The sequence below is a fragment of the Janibacter sp. CX7 genome (assembly GCF_024362365.1).
Taxonomy (GTDB): Bacteria; Actinomycetota; Actinomycetes; order Actinomycetales; family Dermatophilaceae; genus Janibacter.
This window is the reverse complement of record NZ_CP101464.1, coordinates 2,808,862-2,828,063: the sequence shown is the minus strand read 5'-3', so window position 1 is coordinate 2,828,063 and position 19,202 is coordinate 2,808,862. Positions and strand designations below refer to the sequence as shown.

General features: G+C 72.6%; 18 protein-coding genes. 3 read left to right on the top strand and 15 right to left on the bottom strand.

Going from position 1 to position 19,202, the window contains the following annotated elements:
* Nucleotides 1–90: 90 nt before the first annotated feature.
* The 3 genes from NMQ01_RS13925 to NMQ01_RS13915 all read right to left on the bottom strand — a co-directional run bounded on the left by NMQ01_RS13925 (nt 91) and on the right by NMQ01_RS13915 (nt 3,786).
* On the bottom strand, nt 91–2,445 hold the full coding sequence (locus tag NMQ01_RS13925) for an MMPL family transporter (RefSeq protein ID WP_255184505.1): 2,355 nt from the start codon (nt 2,443–2,445) through the stop codon (nt 91–93).
* Between the two features lie 86 nt (nt 2,446–2,531).
* Nucleotides 2,532–3,116, bottom strand: coding sequence for a TetR/AcrR family transcriptional regulator (locus tag NMQ01_RS13920; RefSeq protein WP_255184504.1), 585 nt, complete (start codon nt 3,114–3,116; stop codon nt 2,532–2,534).
* 130 nt (nt 3,117–3,246) lie between these two features.
* A complete protein-coding gene (locus NMQ01_RS13915; protein WP_255184503.1) occupies nt 3,247–3,786 on the bottom strand; it encodes an NADPH-dependent FMN reductase in 540 nt (179 codons plus the stop codon).
* A gap of 97 nt (nt 3,787–3,883) precedes the next feature.
* Here NMQ01_RS13915 and NMQ01_RS13910 point away from each other — a divergent pair, with 97 nt between their 5' ends.
* Nucleotides 3,884–4,360: a MarR family winged helix-turn-helix transcriptional regulator gene (locus NMQ01_RS13910; RefSeq protein ID WP_255184502.1), complete on the top strand. Its 477-nt coding sequence runs from the start codon at nt 3,884–3,886 to the stop codon at nt 4,358–4,360.
* 23 nt (nt 4,361–4,383) lie between these two features.
* Here the strand turns inward: NMQ01_RS13910 and NMQ01_RS13905 are convergent, their stop codons facing one another.
* Complete coding sequence (locus tag NMQ01_RS13905) at nt 4,384–4,656, bottom strand: hypothetical protein (RefSeq protein ID WP_255184501.1); 273 nt, start codon at nt 4,654–4,656, stop codon at nt 4,384–4,386.
* A 174-nt stretch (nt 4,657–4,830) separates the two neighbouring features.
* Between NMQ01_RS13905 and NMQ01_RS13900 the strand changes: the two genes are divergently transcribed.
* The gene (locus tag NMQ01_RS13900) at nt 4,831–5,652 is read left to right on the top strand and encodes a L,D-transpeptidase family protein (protein WP_255184500.1); all 822 of its coding nucleotides are present in this window, start codon (nt 4,831–4,833) and stop codon (nt 5,650–5,652) included.
* A gap of 46 nt (nt 5,653–5,698) precedes the next feature.
* Here the strand turns inward: NMQ01_RS13900 and NMQ01_RS13895 are convergent, their stop codons facing one another.
* Nucleotides 5,699–6,091, bottom strand: a complete 393-nt coding sequence (locus tag NMQ01_RS13895) for a hypothetical protein (protein WP_255184499.1) — start codon at nt 6,089–6,091, stop codon at nt 5,699–5,701.
* On the bottom strand, nt 6,084–6,809 hold the full coding sequence (locus NMQ01_RS13890) for an AIM24 family protein (RefSeq protein WP_255184498.1): 726 nt from the start codon (nt 6,807–6,809) through the stop codon (nt 6,084–6,086). Before NMQ01_RS13890 ends, NMQ01_RS13895 begins: the two co-directional genes overlap by 8 nt.
* Nucleotides 6,810–6,941: 132 nt before the next feature.
* On the opposite strand from NMQ01_RS13890, the gene NMQ01_RS13885 reads away from it, so the two are divergent.
* Nucleotides 6,942–7,427: a hypothetical protein gene (locus tag NMQ01_RS13885; RefSeq protein ID WP_255184497.1), complete on the top strand. Its 486-nt coding sequence runs from the start codon at nt 6,942–6,944 to the stop codon at nt 7,425–7,427.
* Nucleotides 7,428–7,502: 75 nt separating this feature from the next.
* Here NMQ01_RS13885 and NMQ01_RS13880 read toward each other — a convergent pair whose 3' ends face one another.
* The 9 genes from NMQ01_RS13880 to NMQ01_RS13840 all read right to left on the bottom strand — a co-directional run bounded on the left by NMQ01_RS13880 (nt 7,503) and on the right by NMQ01_RS13840 (nt 19,135).
* Nucleotides 7,503–8,348, bottom strand: coding sequence for a M56 family metallopeptidase (locus tag NMQ01_RS13880; RefSeq protein WP_255184496.1), 846 nt, complete (start codon nt 8,346–8,348; stop codon nt 7,503–7,505).
* A complete protein-coding gene (locus tag NMQ01_RS13875; RefSeq protein WP_255184495.1) occupies nt 8,345–8,773 on the bottom strand; it encodes a BlaI/MecI/CopY family transcriptional regulator in 429 nt (142 codons plus the stop codon). Before NMQ01_RS13875 ends, NMQ01_RS13880 begins: the two co-directional genes overlap by 4 nt.
* Nucleotides 8,748–10,529 carry a thiol reductant ABC exporter subunit CydC gene (gene cydC / locus NMQ01_RS13870; RefSeq protein ID WP_255184494.1) on the bottom strand — a complete coding sequence of 594 codons (1,782 nt, stop codon included), beginning with the start codon at nt 10,527–10,529 and terminating at the stop codon, nt 8,748–8,750. The genes NMQ01_RS13875 and cydC overlap by 26 nt, the downstream gene beginning before the upstream one ends.
* Nucleotides 10,526–12,175, bottom strand: coding sequence for a thiol reductant ABC exporter subunit CydD (gene cydD, locus NMQ01_RS13865; protein WP_255184493.1), 1,650 nt, complete (start codon nt 12,173–12,175; stop codon nt 10,526–10,528). The genes cydC and cydD overlap by 4 nt, the downstream gene beginning before the upstream one ends.
* A gap of 2 nt (nt 12,176–12,177) precedes the next feature.
* Entirely contained in the window at nt 12,178–13,230 is a 1,053-nt protein-coding gene (cydB, locus tag NMQ01_RS13860) for a cytochrome d ubiquinol oxidase subunit II (protein ID WP_255184492.1), read from the bottom strand.
* Nucleotides 13,231–13,244: 14 nt separating this feature from the next.
* Nucleotides 13,245–14,684 carry a cytochrome ubiquinol oxidase subunit I gene (locus NMQ01_RS13855; RefSeq protein WP_255184491.1) on the bottom strand — a complete coding sequence of 480 codons (1,440 nt, stop codon included), beginning with the start codon at nt 14,682–14,684 and terminating at the stop codon, nt 13,245–13,247.
* A 169-nt stretch (nt 14,685–14,853) separates the two neighbouring features.
* Nucleotides 14,854–16,431: an alkaline phosphatase gene (locus NMQ01_RS13850; protein WP_255184490.1), complete on the bottom strand. Its 1,578-nt coding sequence runs from the start codon at nt 16,429–16,431 to the stop codon at nt 14,854–14,856.
* Nucleotides 16,432–16,615: 184 nt separating this feature from the next.
* Nucleotides 16,616–17,887 (bottom strand): MFS transporter, encoded by a 1,272-nt coding sequence (locus NMQ01_RS13845; protein WP_255184489.1) that lies wholly within the window; start codon nt 17,885–17,887, stop codon nt 16,616–16,618.
* Between the two features lie 9 nt (nt 17,888–17,896).
* Nucleotides 17,897–19,135, bottom strand: a complete 1,239-nt coding sequence (locus NMQ01_RS13840) for a GAF domain-containing protein (protein ID WP_255184488.1) — start codon at nt 19,133–19,135, stop codon at nt 17,897–17,899.
* Nucleotides 19,136–19,202 lie beyond the last annotated feature (67 nt).

Here is a 19,202-nt window from a genome sequence, read left to right as displayed (position 1 = left end):
GGAGGGAGGGCGAGCTTCCCGGTCAGGCAGCATGCCGACGGCCCGTGCCCCCGGTGGTGCGGGGGCACGGGCCGACGGGCGAAGGGGGGATCAGCCCGCCGTGACGAGGTCTCCCGAGCCGCGGCCGTGCCGGCCGCCGGCGTTGTCGTCGTCGCCGTCCCGACCGGAGGTCTCACCGGTCGCGGTGTGCTGGGTGAGGGCCTCCCCTTCGACGTCGACGTTGGGCAGGATCCGGTCCAGCCAGCGCGGCATGGCCCAGGCCCGGTCGCCCATGAGGTACATGAGCGCGGGGATGAGGACCATGCGCACGACGAAGGCGTCGAGCAGGACGGCCGCCGCGAGCGCGAAGCCCATCGACTTGATGAGGTTGTCGGGCTGCAGCATGAAGGCGGCGAAGACCGAGATCATGATGAGCGCGGCCGCGGTGACGACCCGGGCGCCGTGGCGGAAGCCGTCGACGACGGCCTCGCGGGCGGTGTCCCCGTGGACGTAGGCCTCCCGCATCCGGGTGACGAGGAAGACCTGGTAGTCCATCGCCAGCCCGAAGACGATGCCGATCATGAGGATCGGCAGGAAGCTCACGAGCGGGGCGCCGTCGACGAGACCGAAGGTGCCCTCCTGGAAGATCAGCACCGTGGCGCCGAGCGTCGCGAGCGTCGACAGGATGAAGCCGAGCGTCGCCGTGAGCGGCACGAGCACCGAGCGGAAGACGAGCATGAGCAGGACGAAGGCGAGCCCGACGACGACGGCGAGGTAGGGGATGAGCGCACCCTGCAGCTTCGTCGACACGTCGGTCTGGATCGCGGTGAGCCCGGTGACGCCGATCGTCGTGCCGGTGGTGCTCTCGACCTGGCCCTGGCCGGCCCGGATGTCGCCGAGCAGGTCCTCGGTCGCGGGGTCGGTGGCACCGGTCGTCGGGGTGACGAGGACCTGGGCTCCGGTGCCCTCCTTGTTCATCGCCATCACCTGCGCGTTGGCGACACCGTCGAAGCCGCTCAGCCACTCGACGACCTTGCCGTAGGCGGCCGGCGCCTGCCGCGGCTCGTCGACCTCGCGGGCGTCGACGACGACGATCATCCGGGCCTCCTGGCCGGCGCCGAAGCCGTCGGTGATGAGGTCGGCGGCGCGCCGCTGCGGGGTGTCGGCCGCGGCGGTGGAGTCGGTCGGCAGGGTCAGGTGCAGGTCCTTGGCCGGGATCGCCAGGGCGCCGAGCGCGAGGACGGCGACCAGGGCCGCGAGGACCGGGCGGGCGCCGATGGCGCGCGCCCAGCGGGTGCCGCCGTTGTCGACGTGCTGGCCCTCGTCGACCGCCTTGTCCTTGCGGAGCTGACCGGCGAAGGCACGTCGGCCGAGGGCGCCGAGGATCGCCGGCAGCAGGGTGAGCGCGACGAGCACGGCGACGAGGACGGTGCCGGCGGCCGCCAGGCCCATCGCGGTGAGGAAGGGGATCTGGACGACGGCGAGCGCGGCGAGCGCGATGATCACCGTCAGGCCGGCGAAGACGACGGCGGAGCCGGCGCGGCCCACGGCCAGGCCGATCGCGTGGCTGCGGTCGTCGGTGTGCCGCAGCTCGGTGCGGTAGCGGCTGAGGATGAAGAGGGCGTAGTCGATGCCGACGGCGAGGCCGAGCATCGAGGCGAGGATCGGGGTCGTCGTGCCGAGGTCGAAGAAGGCGGTCGCGGCGGTGATGCCGAGGATGCCGGTGCCGACGCCGACGAGTGCGGTGATGATCGGCAGGCCGGCGGCGACGAGCGAGCCGAAGGTGAGCACGAGGACGAGCAGCGCGACGGCGATGCCGATGAGCTCGCTCGTCATGCCCATCTCGGGCATGCCCTGCATGCCGGTGCCGGTGACCTCGACGGTCAGGCCGGAGTCGCGGGCGTGGTCGACCGCGGCGGTGACGTCGTCACGGGTGCTCTGCTCGACGTCGGTGACGGTGTCGACGTCGAAGGTCCACTGGATCAGCCCGGTGCGGCCGTCCTCCGTCAGCGGGGAGACCGCCGCGGCATTGGCCTGGGCGACGGCCTCCGGCTGGCCGGACTTCTCGGCCTGCTGGAGCAGCTGCTGCTCGACCCCCTTCGCCGCGGTGACGGGGTTGACGAACTGGTCCGCCGACCCGACCTGCGGCACGTCGCGCAGCTCGGTGAGCAGGTCGTCGACGGCGGCGGAGTTCGCCGGGTCCGAGAGCTTTTCGCCCGCGGGCGCCTGGACGACGACCGTGCCGGTGGCCTGGTCGAAGGCGTCCTGGGTCTGCGGGAAGAGCTCCTGCTGCAGGGTCTGTGCCTGCTCGGACTCGATGCCGGGGATGGAGAACTTGTCGCTCATCGGCTGCGACAGCGTCGACGCGGCGCCGCCGATGGCGACGAGCACGACGAGCCAGCCGATGAGGAAGGCCGGCCAGCGTCGGTGCGCCAGCCGTCCGAGACGGTAGAGGGCGTGGGCCATGGGATGCCTTTCGAGGGGCGTGGGTGGGTGACCGCGTCGTCGGGGCCGGAGGCGCGGAGTCGGTGAGGACGGGGGGCGAAGGGAGGTCACGCCGGGTCGGCGAGGATCTCCCGGGCGATGGTGAGGTTGGTGCGGGCCCGGTCGGAGAGCGGGCCGAGCGAGGGCGTGGCGAGGCACTCGACCACCGAGTGCTGCACGACGCCGCCGACGATCGCCAGCGCCATGCGGGCCCGGGAGTCGTCGGCGTCCTCACGCTCGGACAGGTGGGTCACGAGCTGCTCGGTGAGCTCCTCGACGTGCGCCTTGACCCGGACGAAGAGCTCCGGATTGCGCTCGATGACGTCGTGGAGCTGCTGGTAGTCGGCCGTGGTGCCGGTGTCGGCGCCGAGGCAGTCGAGGACGACGGTGAGCACGTCGTCGACGAGGTGCCCGGTCGGCCCGCCGGCTCGCAGGGTCTGCGCCTGCTCGTCGGTGAGGACCGGGAGCATGCCGAGCACGGCCTCCTCCTTGGAGGAGACGTGGTTGAAGAGCGTGCGTCGGGAGACCCCGACGGCCTGCGCGAGGTCGTCGAGGGTGAAGCCGGAGTACCCGCACCCCACCGAGAGTCGTTGTGCCGCAGCGATGATCGCCGCGCGGCGGTCGCTCCTGGGGGTGGTTGCACTTTCGGTCACGAAGTGCAGTCTTGCACTCTCGTCCTCTTCGTGCAAAACCCTCCTGCGCCCTACCGTTCGCTGTCCGTGGGCTACAGCGAAGGGGGTCGACCTCCGACTGGAGGCCGACCCCCTTCGGGTCGGGCGTGGGTCAGGCGGCGACGGGCGTGGCGAGGCGCGCGACGAGGGCCTGGAGCTGGCTGTCGGCGTCGCCGTCGACGAGTCGGCCGTCGGCGAAGGCCTCGTAGGAGGCGCCGATGCCGAAGGTGTCCTCGACGACCTGCGCGCCGGCGATCTGCAGGGTGCGGACGGCGTCCTTGCGGGCCCACTCGGCACCGTAGGGGGCGCCCGAGGCGGCGAGGACGATGGCCTGCTTGCCGTGGATGCTCGCGGCCTCGCGGGGGCGGGAGGCCCAGTCGATGGTGTTCTTGACGACGCTCGAGAGCGTGCCGTTGTACTCGGGGGTGACGACGATGAGGGCGTCGGCGGCGGTCACGGCCTCGCGCAGCTCGGTCGCGACCTGCGGGACGCGGCCCTCGACGTCGAGGTCCTCGGAGTAGTGGGGCAGGTCGGCGCCGCTGTTGAAGAAGGTCGCGGTCGCGCCCTCGGGCAGGTGGGCGACGGCGGCCTCGGCGAGGGTGCGGTTGGTCGAGCCGTCGCGGAGCGAGCCGAGCAGGACGAGGACGTTCATGGGGACTCCAGGGGGGAGGTTTGGTCAAGTGCTTGACCATGGTGGGCGTCCGCCACGATCAAAGTCAAGTCCTTGACCAATGGCTTACCATGGGCTCATGACTCCCGACCTGTCCTCCCCGCTGGCCGGCCCGTGCGCCGGTGGCGACGGGCAGCCGCCGCTCGTCAACCTCATCGCCCGCGCGCAGGCGGCCTTCATCGCCGACTTCGAGGCGCGGCTGCGCGCCTCCGAGATCGAGGGCCTGTCCCTCGCGCACTCGACCAATGTCCTGCGCCACCTCGGCGAGGGCCCGCGCCGAGCCCGCGAGATCGTCGACCGCTGCGGCGTGACGAAGCAGGCGGTCAGTCAGCAGATCGCCCACCTCGAGCGCAACGGCTACGTCGCCGTCGGTCGCGACGACGAGGACCAGCGGGCACGCATCGTCAGCCTCACGGCGAAGGGGGAATGTGCCCAGGCGGTCGTCCACCGCCTCTTCGGCGAGGTCGAGCAGGAGTGGGCCGAGCGCATCGGCCAGGCGCAGGTCGCCTCCCTTCGCCAGGCCCTCACCGACCTGCTGGGCGACGCGAGCTGCTGACCGCCCCCGCGGTCAGGGCCGGGTCAGGCGCCGGCGAGGGTGCCGGTCGACTCGCCGTGCTTCTTGCAGGTCGCGGTCCAGGTGTCGCCCGCCCGCTCCACCGTGAGGGTGCGTCGACAGGTCGTGCAGTAGGTCGGGCCGTGGGCGTCGAGCTCCGTGCGGCAGCGGACGTGGTTGCCCTTGTTGGCGGACTTGCCGCAGTGGCCGCAGTAGGTGACCGCGACGACAGGGGGGATGGCGCCGAGGGTGTCGGGGTCGCTCCACCCGGAGTCGCCGGCGGTGGGGAGGTCACTCATGGCACCGATTGTGTCCCATGCCTCACCACGACCCCTCACCAGACCCCTCGTGCATCGCGCCGGTCACGTGTCGGTCACGTCCCGGACACCACGCAACCGTCTCGGTCCCCGGTGCGTCCATCATGACGAGACCGGGCGCAGGGGGCGTCCGGCCGCACAGCAGGGGATGGACCTATGACTCACGCACGCGCAGCGCTCGTGGCGCTGCTCGCCGGGGCGACTCTCGCCGGCTGCGGCACCCAGGTGGCGCAGCAGCCGATCACCGTCACGGCGCCGGTCGACCGGCCGACGTCCTCGTCGAGTACGACGTCGCCGAGCACCACCTCGTCGAGCACGTCCACGACGAGCGCGCCGTCGAGCACGTCGCCCACGAGCACGGCAGGGGCGAAGGGGGACGCGAGCGACCCCCTTCGTCCGGGGGACCGCGGACCGCAGGTGCGCCGGCTGCAGCGCGACCTCACCGAGGCCGGCTACTGGAACGGCCGCGCCGACGGCACCTACGGGCACCTCACCGAGCAGGCCGTCCTCGCGCTGCAGAAGTCCGCCGGTCTGGGGCGCGACGGTATCGCCGGCCGCAAGACCCTCGACGCCCTGGCCTCCGGCACCCTGCCGCCGCTGCCGAAGGGGGCGGCCGACCGCATCGAGATCGACCTCGAGCGGCAGGTGCTGCTCGTCGTGCGCGGCGGCTCGATCCGCTACGTCATCAACACGAGCACCGCCTCGGGAGAGACCTACATGTCGCACGGACGACCGGCGGTCGCGGTGACGCCGACGGGGACCTTCACCGTCGGCCGCACGCACCGCGGCAACGAGGTCGCGCCGCTCGGCACGCTCTACAGCCCGCGCTACTTCTACGGCGGCTATGCCGTCCACGGTGCCGCGTCGATCCCCGGCTACCCCGCCTCGCACGGGTGCGCGCGGGTGAGCAATGCGGCGATGGACCTCATCTGGAGCGAGGACCTCATGCCGGTCGGGTCGACCGTCATCGTGCGTTGAGCGCACCAACTGCACAGAACCCTAGGGTTTTGCCCAGATAGTGCGCTCAGCGCGCGTCGTGGAAGACCTCGTCGGGGTAGGTCGCCGCCATCCCCGCGTCGTTGCGCAGGGTCACCTCGCCGTCGCCGAACTCCACCTCCACCTCGCCGGAGAGCGGCCAGGGGTGCGGCTCGTAGCGCACGCCGCCGGTGTGGCGGTAGTAGAACTCCACGAGGTGCTCGTCGGACGCGACGATGTTGACGTTGTCGCGCTCGCGGACGCACCGCTCGCGCACGGTGGCCGTCGGGTCGTCAGTGAGCTCCTCGCACCACTCCCGCGTCTGCCCGCCGACGAGCACGGACTCGGCGAGGCCGACGGCGCCGACCACGAGCAGCAGGCCGGCGGCGCCGGCGGCACATCCGCCGAGCGCCGCCGGCCAGCGCCGCTCGCGGTCAGCCACCGAGCAGGTCGCTCAGCCCGCCGCCTCCGCCGCCGGAGCTCTGGTGACCCCCGTCGGTCACCGACTCCGCGGGCTGGACGAGGACGTACCCCTGCCCGCCGAAGGCCATCTGGAAGGTCTCGCCGGTGCCCCCGCGGACCATCGACTTCAGGCCGCCGGTGTCGACCTTGATGTCCATCCGGACGCCACCGGTCCACATGACGACGGCCTGCGCGTCGCCGAAGGTCGGGGCGCTCGCGACGTCGAGGGCGACGGGCTCTCCCTTCGTCGTGAGGGCGACGTAGCCGCTGCCGCGGAGGGTGACGTTGTAGAGGCCGCCGGTCATCGCGGCGCCGCGCGCCTGGATCCGGTGGATGTCCCACTCGATGGAGGCGCTGAAGGCGAGGATGTTGTTGCCGTTGACCGAGATCATGTCGTTCTCGAGGTAGATCACCTGGATCTCCTGGGCCTCGTTGGCGACGAAGAGCTCGCCCTGGCCGGAGCAGGTCATCATCTTGACGCCCTCGCCCGTGGCGGCCTGCTTGAGGAACTTGCCGACGCCGCCCGAGCCCTTGTTCTCGAAGCGGATGTCGCCCTGGTAGGCGACCATCGAGCCGGTCCGCGCCATGACCGGGCCGTGGCCCATCTGGATCTTGAGCAGCTTCTTGTTCTGCAGTGCGAACTGGTCGGTGGACGACTCCTCGCGGAAGTCGTGGAACAAAGATCCGTGGATCGGCATGACGGTGTCTTCCTGGTCCGGGGCGTCCCCTGCGGCGCCTCTCGTCGGCAACTGTAGAGCGAAAGGCGCCGGCCCTCTAGGGTGTTGACCCCCTGCAGGCCCTGGTGCCTCCCCCCTACGCAAGGACGGTCGATGAGCTTCTTCGAGCGAGCACGCGCCGGCTACGACAACCTCGCCGGACGGGCGGACTCCGCCTTCGACCAGGCGACGTCGAGCCGGGAGCTCGGCGACATCGACCAGCACTACCGCGACCTCGGGGTCCTCGCCTATCTCGCGGCGACCGGCCGCCCCGTCGACGCCGGCACGCAGCAGCGCCTGGTCGAGGTGCTGCAGGCGCTCGAGCAGCGCGGTGCGATCCGCGACTTCGAGCTGCGCACGAGCGGTGGTGCGCCGGCCGGTGTCCCGCCGGCACCGGAGCGCGAAGGGGGGTCCGACGGCATCCCGCAGCCCCCGCCGGAGCGGGCCGGCCGGCACGGCGACTTCCTGAGCCAGCCGCGGGGGAGCGTCCCTCCGCCCCCGCCGCCCTCGCACCCGACGACGGGTGGCACGTGGGGTCCGCCCCAGGTCGACGAGACCGGCCCGGCCCGCTGGCGGCCGGTGCGCCCCGACCAGGACTAGTCCGGCCTGCAAGGACCTGAGCCCAACTCTGCAAAACCCTAGGGTCCTGCAGGGTTGGCGGCCCGGGTCAGGCGCTCAGACGCCGACCATCACTGCGAGCACGGGCGGCGTGACGAAGGCCGCCACGCAGATGCCGTAGAGCACCCAGGTCTGCCACGGGGCCGGGTCGTCGGCGGCGAGCAGCCGGATCCGAGCAGCAGCCGCACCGGCGCCGGGGGAGGCGCCGGGCGTCAGGTCGCTGCCGGCGGCCTCGGCGAGGGAGACGAGCGCGTGACCGAGCGCGACCTCGCCGACCTCCTCGCGAGCCGCCCTGTCGGCGAGCACCTCGACGAGCAGGGCGACCTCGCGCAGCGCGGCGTCGGTGCGCAGCAGTCGAGGGGTCGCGGTGTGCAGCACGGTGAAGAACTCGAGCACGAGGTCGTGCCGCCAGCGCAGGTGCGCCTCCTCGTGGGCGACGACGGCGGCGAGCTGGTCGTCGGGCAGCGCCTGCGCGGCCTCGGTGAGCACCAGGCGTGAGCCGGCGCCCGGGAGGCAGTAGGCCGAGGGGCGTTGCGAGGGCAGCACCCGGGTGTGGTCGCCCTCGTGCCGGCCGACGAGGTCGACGAGCTGCCGGTGCTGGGCGCGCGCGGCGCGGATGCGGGTGCCGACGTCGTGCCCGTTGACCAGCAGGCGCACGAGGACGCCGAGCCCGGCGACGGCGGCGACGACGAGGACGACGATCTCGGGGGTGGACCAGAGCGGCCCGTGGTGCACGAGCGCCAGTGGTGCCGCGGTGAGCAGGCAGAGCACGGCGGAGAGGGAGAGCGACTGCCAGACGAGGAGTGCAGCGCGGGGGCTGGTGCGCAGCCGCTCGATCCGCGCGAGCAGGCGCGGAGCGGTGAGGAGCGCCGCTGCGCAGAGCAGCAGCAGGGCAGCGATCACCCGTGCGAGTCTGCCGCACCCCGGCCGCGGCGCCGTCGTGGCCGGTCGCCGCGTGCCTCCACCTCGGCCATCGCCTCGCGCACGGCGGCCAGGTCGTCGGCGCTCGCCTCCGACAGGAAGTGCAGGATCGCCGCCTGCCGCTCCCGGTCGCTCAGGTCGTGCAGCGGGCTGCGCATGGCCTCCGCGGTGAGCGACTCCCGGCTGGCGGCCGGGCGGTAGCGCCAGGCGCGCCCGTCGCGCTCGCGGGCGGTCACCCCCTTCGCCTCGAGGCGGGAGAGGACCGTCATGACGGTCGTGTAGGCGAGATCCCGGCCGGTGAGGCGCGCGAGGACCTCGCGGACGGTGAGGCCGGTGTCGACGTCGGCGCCCCAGAGGACGTCCATGATCGCCTGCTCGAGGTCACCGAGGGATGCATTCCTGGCCACGGGTGGCTCCTTCCCTGGCGATGGTGATGGTGCGGTCCATGCGGTCGAGGCCGACACCGTGGTGGGTCACCATGATCACCGACCGGTCGCCGGCGTGCTGCAGCAGGTCCGCGATGACGGCGTCGGCGGTCGGGTGGTCGAGGTGGGCGACGGGCTCGTCGAGCAGGATGACCGGCCGCCCGCTGGCGATGGCGCGGGCGATCGACAGCCGCGCCCGCTCCCCGCCGGAGATGCCGCGACCCGTGGTGCCGAGCCGGGTGTCGAGGCCGTCTGCGAGGCCGTCGAGCCACCAGCCGAGACCGGCCCGACGAAGGGAGTCGACGAGCGCCTCGTCGTCCGCCTCGGGTGCGGCGAGCGCCAGGTTGGCCCGCAGGGTGCCGGCGAAGACGTGCGGCTCGTCGTCGACGATCGCCATGAGCGCCCGCACGTCGTCGAGGGGCGCGGTCGTGGCATCGGTGCCGTCGACGGTGTAGCTGCCGGTCGTCGGGTCGAGGTGGCGGGCGAGCACGGCGAGCAGAGTCGACTTGCCGCTGCCGTTGGGCCCGGTGATGGCGATGTGCTCGCCCGGCTCGACGGTAAGGTCGACCGGCCCGAGGTCGGTGCGGCCGTCGACCCAGCCCGCGGTCAGCCCGCGCAGCTCGATCCGCGGCGCCCGCGGGGCCCGGGGCGCCCGCGGCTCCCCGCGCGACCCAGAACCCTGCAAGACCCTAGGGTTTTGCAGAGTTGACGGCCCAGAACCCTGCAAGACCCTAGGGTTTTGCAGGGTTGGCGGCGGCACGACGGCCGGCTCCTGGTCGAGCAGCTCGTCGAGCCGGGCGGCGCAGGCGCGGGCCCGGGCGAGGGCACGGGTGGCATCGGTGAGCACGCCGAGGGCTTCACCCGTGGCGACGGGGGCGAGGACGAGCAGGGCTCGCACGGGGGTGTCCGCGCCGGAGGTGCTTGCGAGGGCGGCGGCGGCCAGGGTGGCGAGGCTGGTGATGACGAGCACCGCTGCGGCAGAGAGCGATCGGCCCCGCGACTGGCGGGCGACGCTCTCCCGCAGCTCGGCGTGGGCCGCGCGCAGCCAGCCAGCGGCGGTCTCGGTGCCGCCGACGACGCGCAGCTCGTCGGCCTGCCCGACGGTCAGCTGCGCGACCCGGGCGACCTCGGCGCGGGCGGCGAGCACCTGCGTCTGGGAGCGCGACTCGAGCCGGTCGGCGACCACGGCCACCCCGGCGACGGCGAGGAGCATCGCGGCGAGCACGAGCCCGACCCGCGGGTCGACGAGGGCGGTGAGGGCGGCGGCGAGAACCCCGGCGAGCAGGGCCGACAGGGCCGGTACGGTGACCCGCACCGAGGCCTCGACGACGTCGGTCAGGTCGTCGACGACGCCGGTGAGCACCTCGGCCCGACCGCGCCGGCCCAGTCGCGCGGGCGTGAGCGGGATGAGCGCGGCATAGGTGCTCGTCCGCGCGTCGGCGAGGTCGGCGAGCGCGGTGTCGTGGCTGCGCAGCCGCTCCCAGTAGCGGAAGACCGGCCGCGCCAGGCCGAAGGTGCGGACCGCGACGATCGCCGTGAGCAGCAGCATGATCTGCGGCCGCTGGTCGGCGCGGACGATGAGCCACCCGGACGTCGTCGTCAGGGCGATGCCGGCGGCGGTGGCGACCCCACCGAGCAGCCCGGCGACGACGAGCCCGCGGCTCAGGTGCAGCAGGCGGCCGGCAGCGGGTCGACGGGTGTCCGCGACCGATGGCGAAGGGGGAGTGCATCGGGTCATCGGGCCACCTCCGGCTGGCGCAGGGCGACGTGCTCGTCGGCGCGGGCGACGAGGTCGGGCTGGTGGGTCACGGCGATGACCGTGCGCTCCTTCGCGAGCCGGGCGATGACCTCGCCGAGGGTGGCGACGGAGTCGGCGTCGACGTGCGCGGTGACCTCGTCGAGCAGCAGCACGGGTGCGGGGGAGAGGATCGCGCGGGCGAGCACGAGTCGGGCGCGCTGCCCGGCTGACAGCCCAAAGCCGTCATCGCCGATCCGGGTCTCGAGCCCGTCGGGCAGCCCGGCGACGACGCCGTCCAGGCCGACCTCGCGCAGCACCCGCCACAGGTCCGCGGACTCCTGCGGGCCACCGATGGTCAGGTTGTCGCGCAGCGTGCCCGCGCCGAGGAAGGGGCGCTGCGTCACCATGTGCACCGGTCCGGCGACGACCTCGCCGCGGTCGGCGGTGCGGGTGCCGGCGATGACCTCGAGCAGCGTCGTCTTGCCGCACCCAGAGGGCCCGGTGACGACGGTGAGGCCGCGACCGGCGACGAGGTCGACACCGGTGAGGGTCGCCCCCTTCGCCCCGGGGTGGGTGTAGTCGACGCCCGTGACCGAGACGACCTCGCCCGTCGCAGACCCGCCGCCCGAACTCTGCAAAACCCTAGGGTCCTGCGAAGTTGTGGGGCTCGAACTCTGCAAAACCCTAGGGTTTTGCGAAGTTGTGGGGTCAGAGGGTGCCAGCTCGGCGAGGATCTCGTCGAGGGCGGCGGCACCGTCGGCGGCGGCGTGGAACTCCGTGCCGACCCGACGAATCGGCCAGTAGGCCTCGGGTGCGAGGAGGATCGCCGTGAGCCCGACGAGCAGGTCCATCGACCCGTGCGTCAGGCGCAGGCCGACGACGACGGCGACGATCGCCACCGAGATCGTCGCGAGCAGCTCGAGCGCCGCGGCGGACATGAAGGCCAGCCGCAGCGTGCGCATCGTCGCCCGCCGGTGCCGCTGACTCACCTCGGCGATCGTCGCGGTCTGCCGCTCGGCGCGCCCGTAGGCGACGAGCGTCGGCAGCCCGCGCACGACGTCGAGGAAGTGCCCCGACAGGTCGGCGAGCGCACCCCACCGGCGCTCCGTGTCGGCCTGCGTCGTCGCACCGATGAGCGCCGCGAAGAGCGGCAGCAGCCACACCGTGCCGACGACGATCGCCGCGCTCGGCCAGTCGACGACGACGAGGCAGGCGATGGCGAGGGCCGGCACGACGGCGGCACCGACGAGGGCGGGCAGGTACCTCGCGACATAGGGCTCGACGGTGCTCGTGCCCTGCACCGCGAGCGTCAACGCCCCTGTGCGCGAAGGGAGTCCACGCTCACCACGCGCAGCCCAGGCCGCGAGCAGCTGCTCCCGCAGTCCGGTCGCCACCGCGGCGCCGGCCCGCGCCGCGACGGTCTCCGACAGGGCCCCGAGCAGGGCGCGGGCGGCGAAGAGCCCACCCGTCCACGCCAGCGGTGCGAGCAGGTCAGACCCACGCACGACCGCGACGACGAGGGACGCGAGGGCGAAGGCCGTCGCGATCGTCGCGATGCCCTGCGCGATGCCGATGGCTGCCAGGGCGGCGACCGGCCGGCGGGTCGCCGGGACCGCCCGCAGCAGGCGTGGGTCGAAGGGCCGCATCGTCAGTGCGCCCCCGCGCCCGCCGGCTCGTGCTCGGGCATGTGCTCGACCCGCAGCCGCCGCCGGAAGACCCAGTAGGTCCACACCGTGTAGCCGATCATGATCGGGGTGAAGACCACCGCCGCCCAGGTCATGATCTCCAGGGTCATCGGCGAGCTCGCGGCGGCCTCGAGGGTGAGGTCGGGGCTGTCGCCGCGGCCGTTGATCGCATTGGGCGCCAGCATGACGAAGTAGCTGACGACGGTCAGGCCGATCGTCACGGAGGTGCCGACGAAGGCCCAGCCCTCCCTCCCCTTCGCATTGGCCGCGATCGCGGCGAGCAGGGCCACCGCGGCGACGCCGGAGACGACCCACGAGACGGCGGTGCCGCGCTGCGCGCCGAGCCACACGAAGAGCGCGACGGCGAGCACCGCCGTGACGAGGCCACCGCGGGTGGCGACCGAGCGCGCCTGCTGGCGGATCGGGCCGTCGGTCTTGAGCGCGAGGAAGTGCGCGCCGTGGGTGAGGCAGGCGGCGACGACGGTGAGCCCGCCGAGGACCGCGACCGGCGTGAAGAGGCTGAGCATGGTGCCGTCGAACTCCGTGTAGGCGGTGCTGCCCATCGTGTGCTCGGTCATCGGCAGGCCGGCGACGAGGTTGGTCAGGGCCACACCGACGACGAAGGGGGCGATGTAGGAGCCGGCGACGATGGCCAGGTCCCAGCGGCGCACCCACTCACGGTCGTGCCGCTTGTGCCGGTACTCCAGCCCCATGTTGCGCAGGATGAGCGTGACGAGCAGGAGCAGCAGGGCGAGGTACATGCCGGAGAACATCGTCGCGTACCAGTGCGGGAAGGCCGCGAAGGTCGCGCCGCCGGCGGTGAGCAGCCACACCTCGTTGCCGTCCCAGTGGGGGCCGATGGTCGTGAGCATCGTGCGTCGCCGCGTCTCCTGCTGCTCCCCACCCTTGTCGAGCACGGGCAGGAGCATGCCGACACCGAAGTCGAATCCCTCGGTGACGAGGTAGCCGGTCCACAGGACGGCCAGCAGGACGAACCAGATGGTGATGAGATCCATGTCAGTGCTCCCGGTCAGTAGGCGAACTCGAGCGGCTCGTCGTCCTCGACGAGGCGTGGCTGCTCGAAGGGCTCGGCGCCCGCGCGGATGTAGGAGAGGAGGAGTCGGACCTCGACGACGGCCAGGCCTCCGTAGAGCAGGGTGAAGACGATCATCGACGTCCACACGTCAGAGGCGCCGACCGAAGGGGAGACGGCCGTGTGCGTGGCCATCTCGCCGAAGACGACCCACGGCTGGCGGCCGACCTCGGTGAAGATCCAGCCGAAGCTGTGCCCGAGGACGGTCGCGAGGGGGGTGAGCACGATGATGGGGAAGACCCACCGCTGCATCGGCACCCGGTCCTTGCGCGTGGCCCACAGGACCCAGGCCCCGACGGCCATGGCGAAGAACCCGGTGGCCATCATCAGGCGGAAGTTCCAGTAGGTCATGGCGATCGGTGGGACGTAGGTGTCGGCCTGCGTCAGCTCGTCGTCGCCGAAGCTCGCCCGGTAGTCGGCCTCGAGGTCGGCGATGCCGCGGACCTCCCCGTCGAAGCTCCCGGTGCCGAGGAAGGAGAGCAGGCAGGGGATCTCGATGACGTGCGTGGGGTCCTCGCCGCCGAGGCCGGCGACGGTCAGCACGGAGAAGGGAGCGCACTGGCCCTCGGGCGGGGTGTCGTAAAGGGCCTCTGCCGCAGCCATCTTCATCGGCTGGACCTCGGTCATCACCTTGCCCTGGAGGTCACCGCTGATGGCCACACCCAGACCGGAGACGAGGACGACGACCGCACCGAGGCGGGCCGCGTGTCGGTACATCCTGCGATCGGTGTCGGGTCCCCCCTTCGTCACGGTCTGGCGCAGCTTGTGCAGCCCGACGGCCAGGACCAGGGCGCCACCGACGAGGTAGCAGGCGGTGATGACGTGGGGGAAGGCGACGAGCTGGACCTCGTTGGTGAGGATCGCGACGAAGTCGGCCATCTCGGCGCGACCGGTCTCGGGGTTGATCCGGTAGCCGACGGGGTGCTGCATGAAGGAGTTGGCCGCGAGGATGAAGTAGGCCGACAGCAGGGTGCCGATGTGCACGATCCACATGCAGGCCGCGTGCAGCCGCTCGGGGATGCGGCCCCAGCCGAAGATCCACAGGCCGAGGAAGGTCGACTCGAGGAAGAAGGCGAGCAGCGCCTCGAGGGCCAGCGGCGCGCCGAAGATGTCACCGACGAAGCGGCTGTAGGTGCTCCAGTTCATGCCGAACTGGAACTCCTGGACGATGCCGGTGACCAGGCCGAGGGCGAAGTTGATCGTGAAGAGCTTGCCGAGGAACTTCGCCATCCGCAGGTGGGACTCGTCCCGCGTGCGGATCCACCGCGAGTGGTACCAGGCGACGATCGCGGAGAGCCCGATCGTGATCGGCACGAAGAAGAAGTGGTAGACGGTGGTGATCGCGAACTGCCACCGCGCGAGGTCGAGGACGTCCATCCCGGTTCCTTCTACTACGTCGATGAGTACGACATGACGTAGTAGATGCTACACCCGCCTGCTGCCCCGTTGGTCGAGGTGCGAAAAAGGAGCCTCGAGACCATGAACGCACGAAGGGAGACCCCGCCGCGTGATCTGCGGCGGGGCCTCCCTTCGTCCTCCTCGCGGGTCACCCCACGCGCTGCAGCCCCCGCTGCCCGTCCGCGACCTCGAAGCTCGCCTGCGTGTAGGCGGCACCACCGCGCGTCGTCACCCGGTCGACCGAGCGGAAGTCCGCGCGCATCCCCGCCGGCGTCACCGTCGTGCGCACGTAGCCGCGCTGGTCGCCGGAGAACTTCAGGTGCGGGTTCCACGCCATGATCGGGTCCGACCACGTGGCATTGCCGTTGCCGCCCGAGGTGATCGACGAGGCGACGAGCTCGGTGCCGACGACGGGGGAGTCGGGGTCGGCGTAGTCGGTCCTGATGTCGGCGGCCCAGTGCTTGTGGACGTCACCGGTGAGGACGACGGGGTTGCGCACACCGGCGTCCACCCACGCGCGGGTGACGCGGTCGCGCGAGCCGACGTAGCCGTCCCACGCGTCGTTGCTCGTGTGGAGCAGGTCCTGCTCGACCTTGCCGTCGCGCTGCGCGAAGAAGACCTGCTGGCCGAGGAAGTCCCAGCGAGCACCGCTGCGGGAGAGTCCCTCTCGCAGCCACTGCTCCTGCGCGGCGCCGGTGATCGTGCGGCTCGGGTCGAGTGCCGCCTCGCAGTTGGTGTCCCAGCCGTCGTCGCACGCCTGGTCGTCGCGGTACTGCCGCGTGTCGAGCATGTGGAAGCTCGCCAGCCGGCCCCAGCCGAGGCGCCGGTAGATCTGCATGTCGGAGCCGCGGGGGATCGAGGAGCGGCGCAGCGGCATGTTCTCGTAGTAGGCGCGGAAGGCATTGGCCCGCCGGGCGAGGAAGCGCTCGGGGGTGTCGTTCCACTCCGGCGCCTTGGTGTCCTGGGGGACGCCGCCGGCCCAGTTGTTGTCGACCTCGTGGTCGTCCCAGACGACGAGCCACGGGGCGATGGCGTGGGCGGTCTGCAGGTCGGGGTCGGTCTTGTACTGCGCGTGCCGCAGGCGGTAGCCCTCGAGGGTCACGGTCTCGTCGCCCGCGTGGACCCGCGGCGCGGCCGGGTTGGTGGTGCCCTTGCCCTCGTACTGGTAGTCGCCGAGGTGGAGCACGAGATCCGGCACGTCGTCGGCGAGGTAGCGATAGGCGGTGAAGAATCCCGCCTCCCAGTTGGCGCAGCTGGCCGCGGACATCGCGAGCGATGCCGGCATCTCGTCGCGCCGCGGTGCGGTGCGGGTGCGGCCGACAGGGCTGAGGTGGCCGTCGACGCGGAAGCGGTACCAGTACTCGCGGCCGGACCGCAGGCCCTCGACCTCGACGTGCACGCTGTGCGCGTCGGCGGCCCGAGCGGGGACCGCGCCGCGGGCGACGGGACGGTGCATCCGATCGTTGTCGGCGACCTCCCACTGCACCGTGATGTCGCGGCCCGGCATGCCGCCCTTGCCGTCGGGGGCGAGCGGGTCGACCGCCAGCCGGGTCCACAGGACGACGCCGGTCGGGGTCGGATCACCCGAGGCGACACCCAGGGCGAAGGGGGAGGTCCGCACCGGTCCCGCAGCGGTGAGGGTGCTGGCGGAGGCGGGCGTGGCGATGATCGTGGCGGTGCCGGCGGCGAGACCACCGGCGAGGACGTGGCGACGGCTGAGGGTCATGGGCCGCAGCCTGTCGTCGTCGGGTGAACCCGTCCGCCGACTTGGGTGAACCCGCCTGCCCCGCAGCGTGGTCCGTGCATGAAGGTCCGGTCAGCCTTTGGTCAGCCTTCTCCCCGACGCTGGTCGAGGTGCGGCCCCCTTCGCTGGTCGAGGTGCGAGCTTGCGAGCCTCGAGACCACCGGCGTCAGCCCCGCGGCACCCGGTACCTCGCGAAGGCCGGCACGAGCGCCGAGGCGAGCAGCGTCAGGACGATGACGAGCAGGCCGCCGACGATGGTCGTCGTGGCCGCGCCGATCTGCCCGGCGACGAGCCCGTGGAGCACGTCGGCAACGCGAGGGCCGCCGGCGACGACGACGATGAAGACACCCTGCAGGCGACCGCGCATCGCGTCGGTGGCCGAGCTCTGCAGCATCGTCGAGCGGAAGGCCGCGGAGGCGACGTCGGCAGCACCGCCGGCCGCGAAGAAGACGACGGCGACGGCGAGCCAGAGGCCGGCCGACCCGTCGGCGAGGGCGACCGCGGTGCCGAAGCCGGTGATCGCGCCACCCCACACGAGGATCGCGACGACGACGGCCAAGCCCTGCCGCTCCACCCGCGAGACCCACCCGGACATCACCCCGCCGAGGAAGGCGCCGGCGGGCATGGCGGCGAAGAGCACCGCGAAGGCCAGCCCACCGTCGACCGGCCCGCCGAAGTCGAGGTGCGCCATCTCGGGGATGAGCGCTCGCGGCATGCCGAAGATCATCGCGATGAGGTCGACGACGAAGGACATGAGCAGCACCGGGTGCCCGGCGAGGTAGACGAACCCGTCGAGCACCGAGCGCAGCCCCGGGGTCGACCCGGCGACAGCCTCGACCGGCAGCGGCGGCAGCGAGATGACCGCCCACAGGGTCGCGAAGAGGCAGATCGTGTCGGCGAGGTAGAGCCAGGAGAAGCCGAGCACGGGGATGAGCGCGCCACCGACGAGCGGGCCGGCGATGGCACCGCCGGTGAAGACCGTCATGTTGAGCGTGTTGGCCGAAGGGAGCAGCTCGGCCGGCACGATGCGTGGCAGGACCGCCGACCGGGTCGGCTGGTTGACCGCGAAGAAGGCCTGCTGCAGGGAAAAGATTGCGAGCAGCAGCCAGACATTGGTGTTGCCGAGCGCGGCCTGCACGAAGAACAGGGCCGAGGTGATGATCAGGCCCCACGTCGTCACGGTGAGGATCCGACGCCGGTCGAAGTGATCGGCCAGTGACCCGCCGTAGAGGCCGAAGACGACGAGGGGCACCAGCCCGAAGATCCCGGTCAGCCCGACGTAGGCACTCGAGCCGGTCATCGAGTAGATCTGCGCGGGCACGGTGACGATGGTCAGCTGCGCCCCGATGACGGTGACGATCTGCGCGGTGAAGAGCCGACGGTACGCCGGGACCTGCAGTGGGCGGGTGTCGGCCAGCAGGCCCCGGAGGCGACGCACCGCGTCACCCTACGCCCGCGCCAGAGCCCCCCGCGCACGCATGACGACGGGGGCGCTGGCTCCGGGCAGCAACTGCGTCCCGCTCGGCGGCCACCGGACCTCGAGGTCGACGGTCGGGGCGACTCGGTAGGGGCGCGCGAGCAGCAGCCCGCCGAGCACCCGCCGCAGCCGGGACATCTCGGCGCGGACCGTGACGACCCTGCTCGGGTCGGCGAAGACCTCGTCGGCGAGGGCCGCGGCGGTCAGCCCCGTGTCGCCCGCGCCGACGAGCGCGAGGAGAAGCTCGGCGTGGCGGGGCGTGAGCCGCCGCGTCCACGCGCCGGACTCGGCGACCACCTCGATGCTCGGCTCGGCGGTGAGGTCGAGCACGGCCCGCGGCGCGAGCGGGCCCTCGGCGGGCCCGCCGCGCAGGAGCCAGCCGCCGGGCAACGGCTCGACGACGACGTCGCCGAGCCCGGCGAGGTGGACGACGCCGGGCTGGAGGTCGTCGGGAAGGGCGACCCGCCGCTGGGTCAGCAGGCCGGAGGTCGCGGCGACGTGCCCGGCGCGGTCGACGACGGCGGCAGGGCTGCTGACGCGGGTGAGGACGTGGCCCGACCCGGTGCGCAGCTCCTCGAGGGAGCGGCGGTGCCGCTCGAGCAGCTCCATCGAGGCGAGCCGGGAGGCCATGGCCGCGGTCGCGAGCACGCTCGGGTGCATCGCCGTGCGCGGACCGCTGATGTCGACGACCCCGACGACCTCGTCGGTCCACGGGTCGCGCAGCGGAGCGGCGGAGCACCCCCACCGGGCGTGTGACTCGACGAAGTGCTCCGAGCCCTGGATGTGCACCGGTTCGCCGAGGACGAGGGCGGTGCCGATGGCATTGGTCCCGACATTGCCCTCGGTCCACTCGGAGCCGGGGACGAAGCCGAGGTCGTCGGCGAAGCGGCGCACCCCGGGGCGGCCCATCCGCCACAGCACGTGCCCGTCGGCGTCGGTGACGACGACGAGGTGGCCGCCGTCGACGACCGACTGGAGGTAGGGGGTGAGCTCGGAGGTGATGCGGTCGAGCCCGTGGTGGGTGCGGCGGCGCTGCACCTCGGCCTCATCGAGGGGCGCGATGCGGGGCCGTCCGCCGGGGTCGACCCCCGCGGCGCTCACCCTTCGCCACGACGCGATGACGTCCGCGCGGCCGGGGGGATCGCCCTTCGAGCACGCGCCGAGGTGGGCGTCGCGCTGCCGCGCACGCTCCCGCTCGCTCGGTTCCATGGCTCGCTCCTCACCCGACGGCGGAGGGGAGCGGGAGGGATGCAACGTCATGCAACCCTGTCGCCCG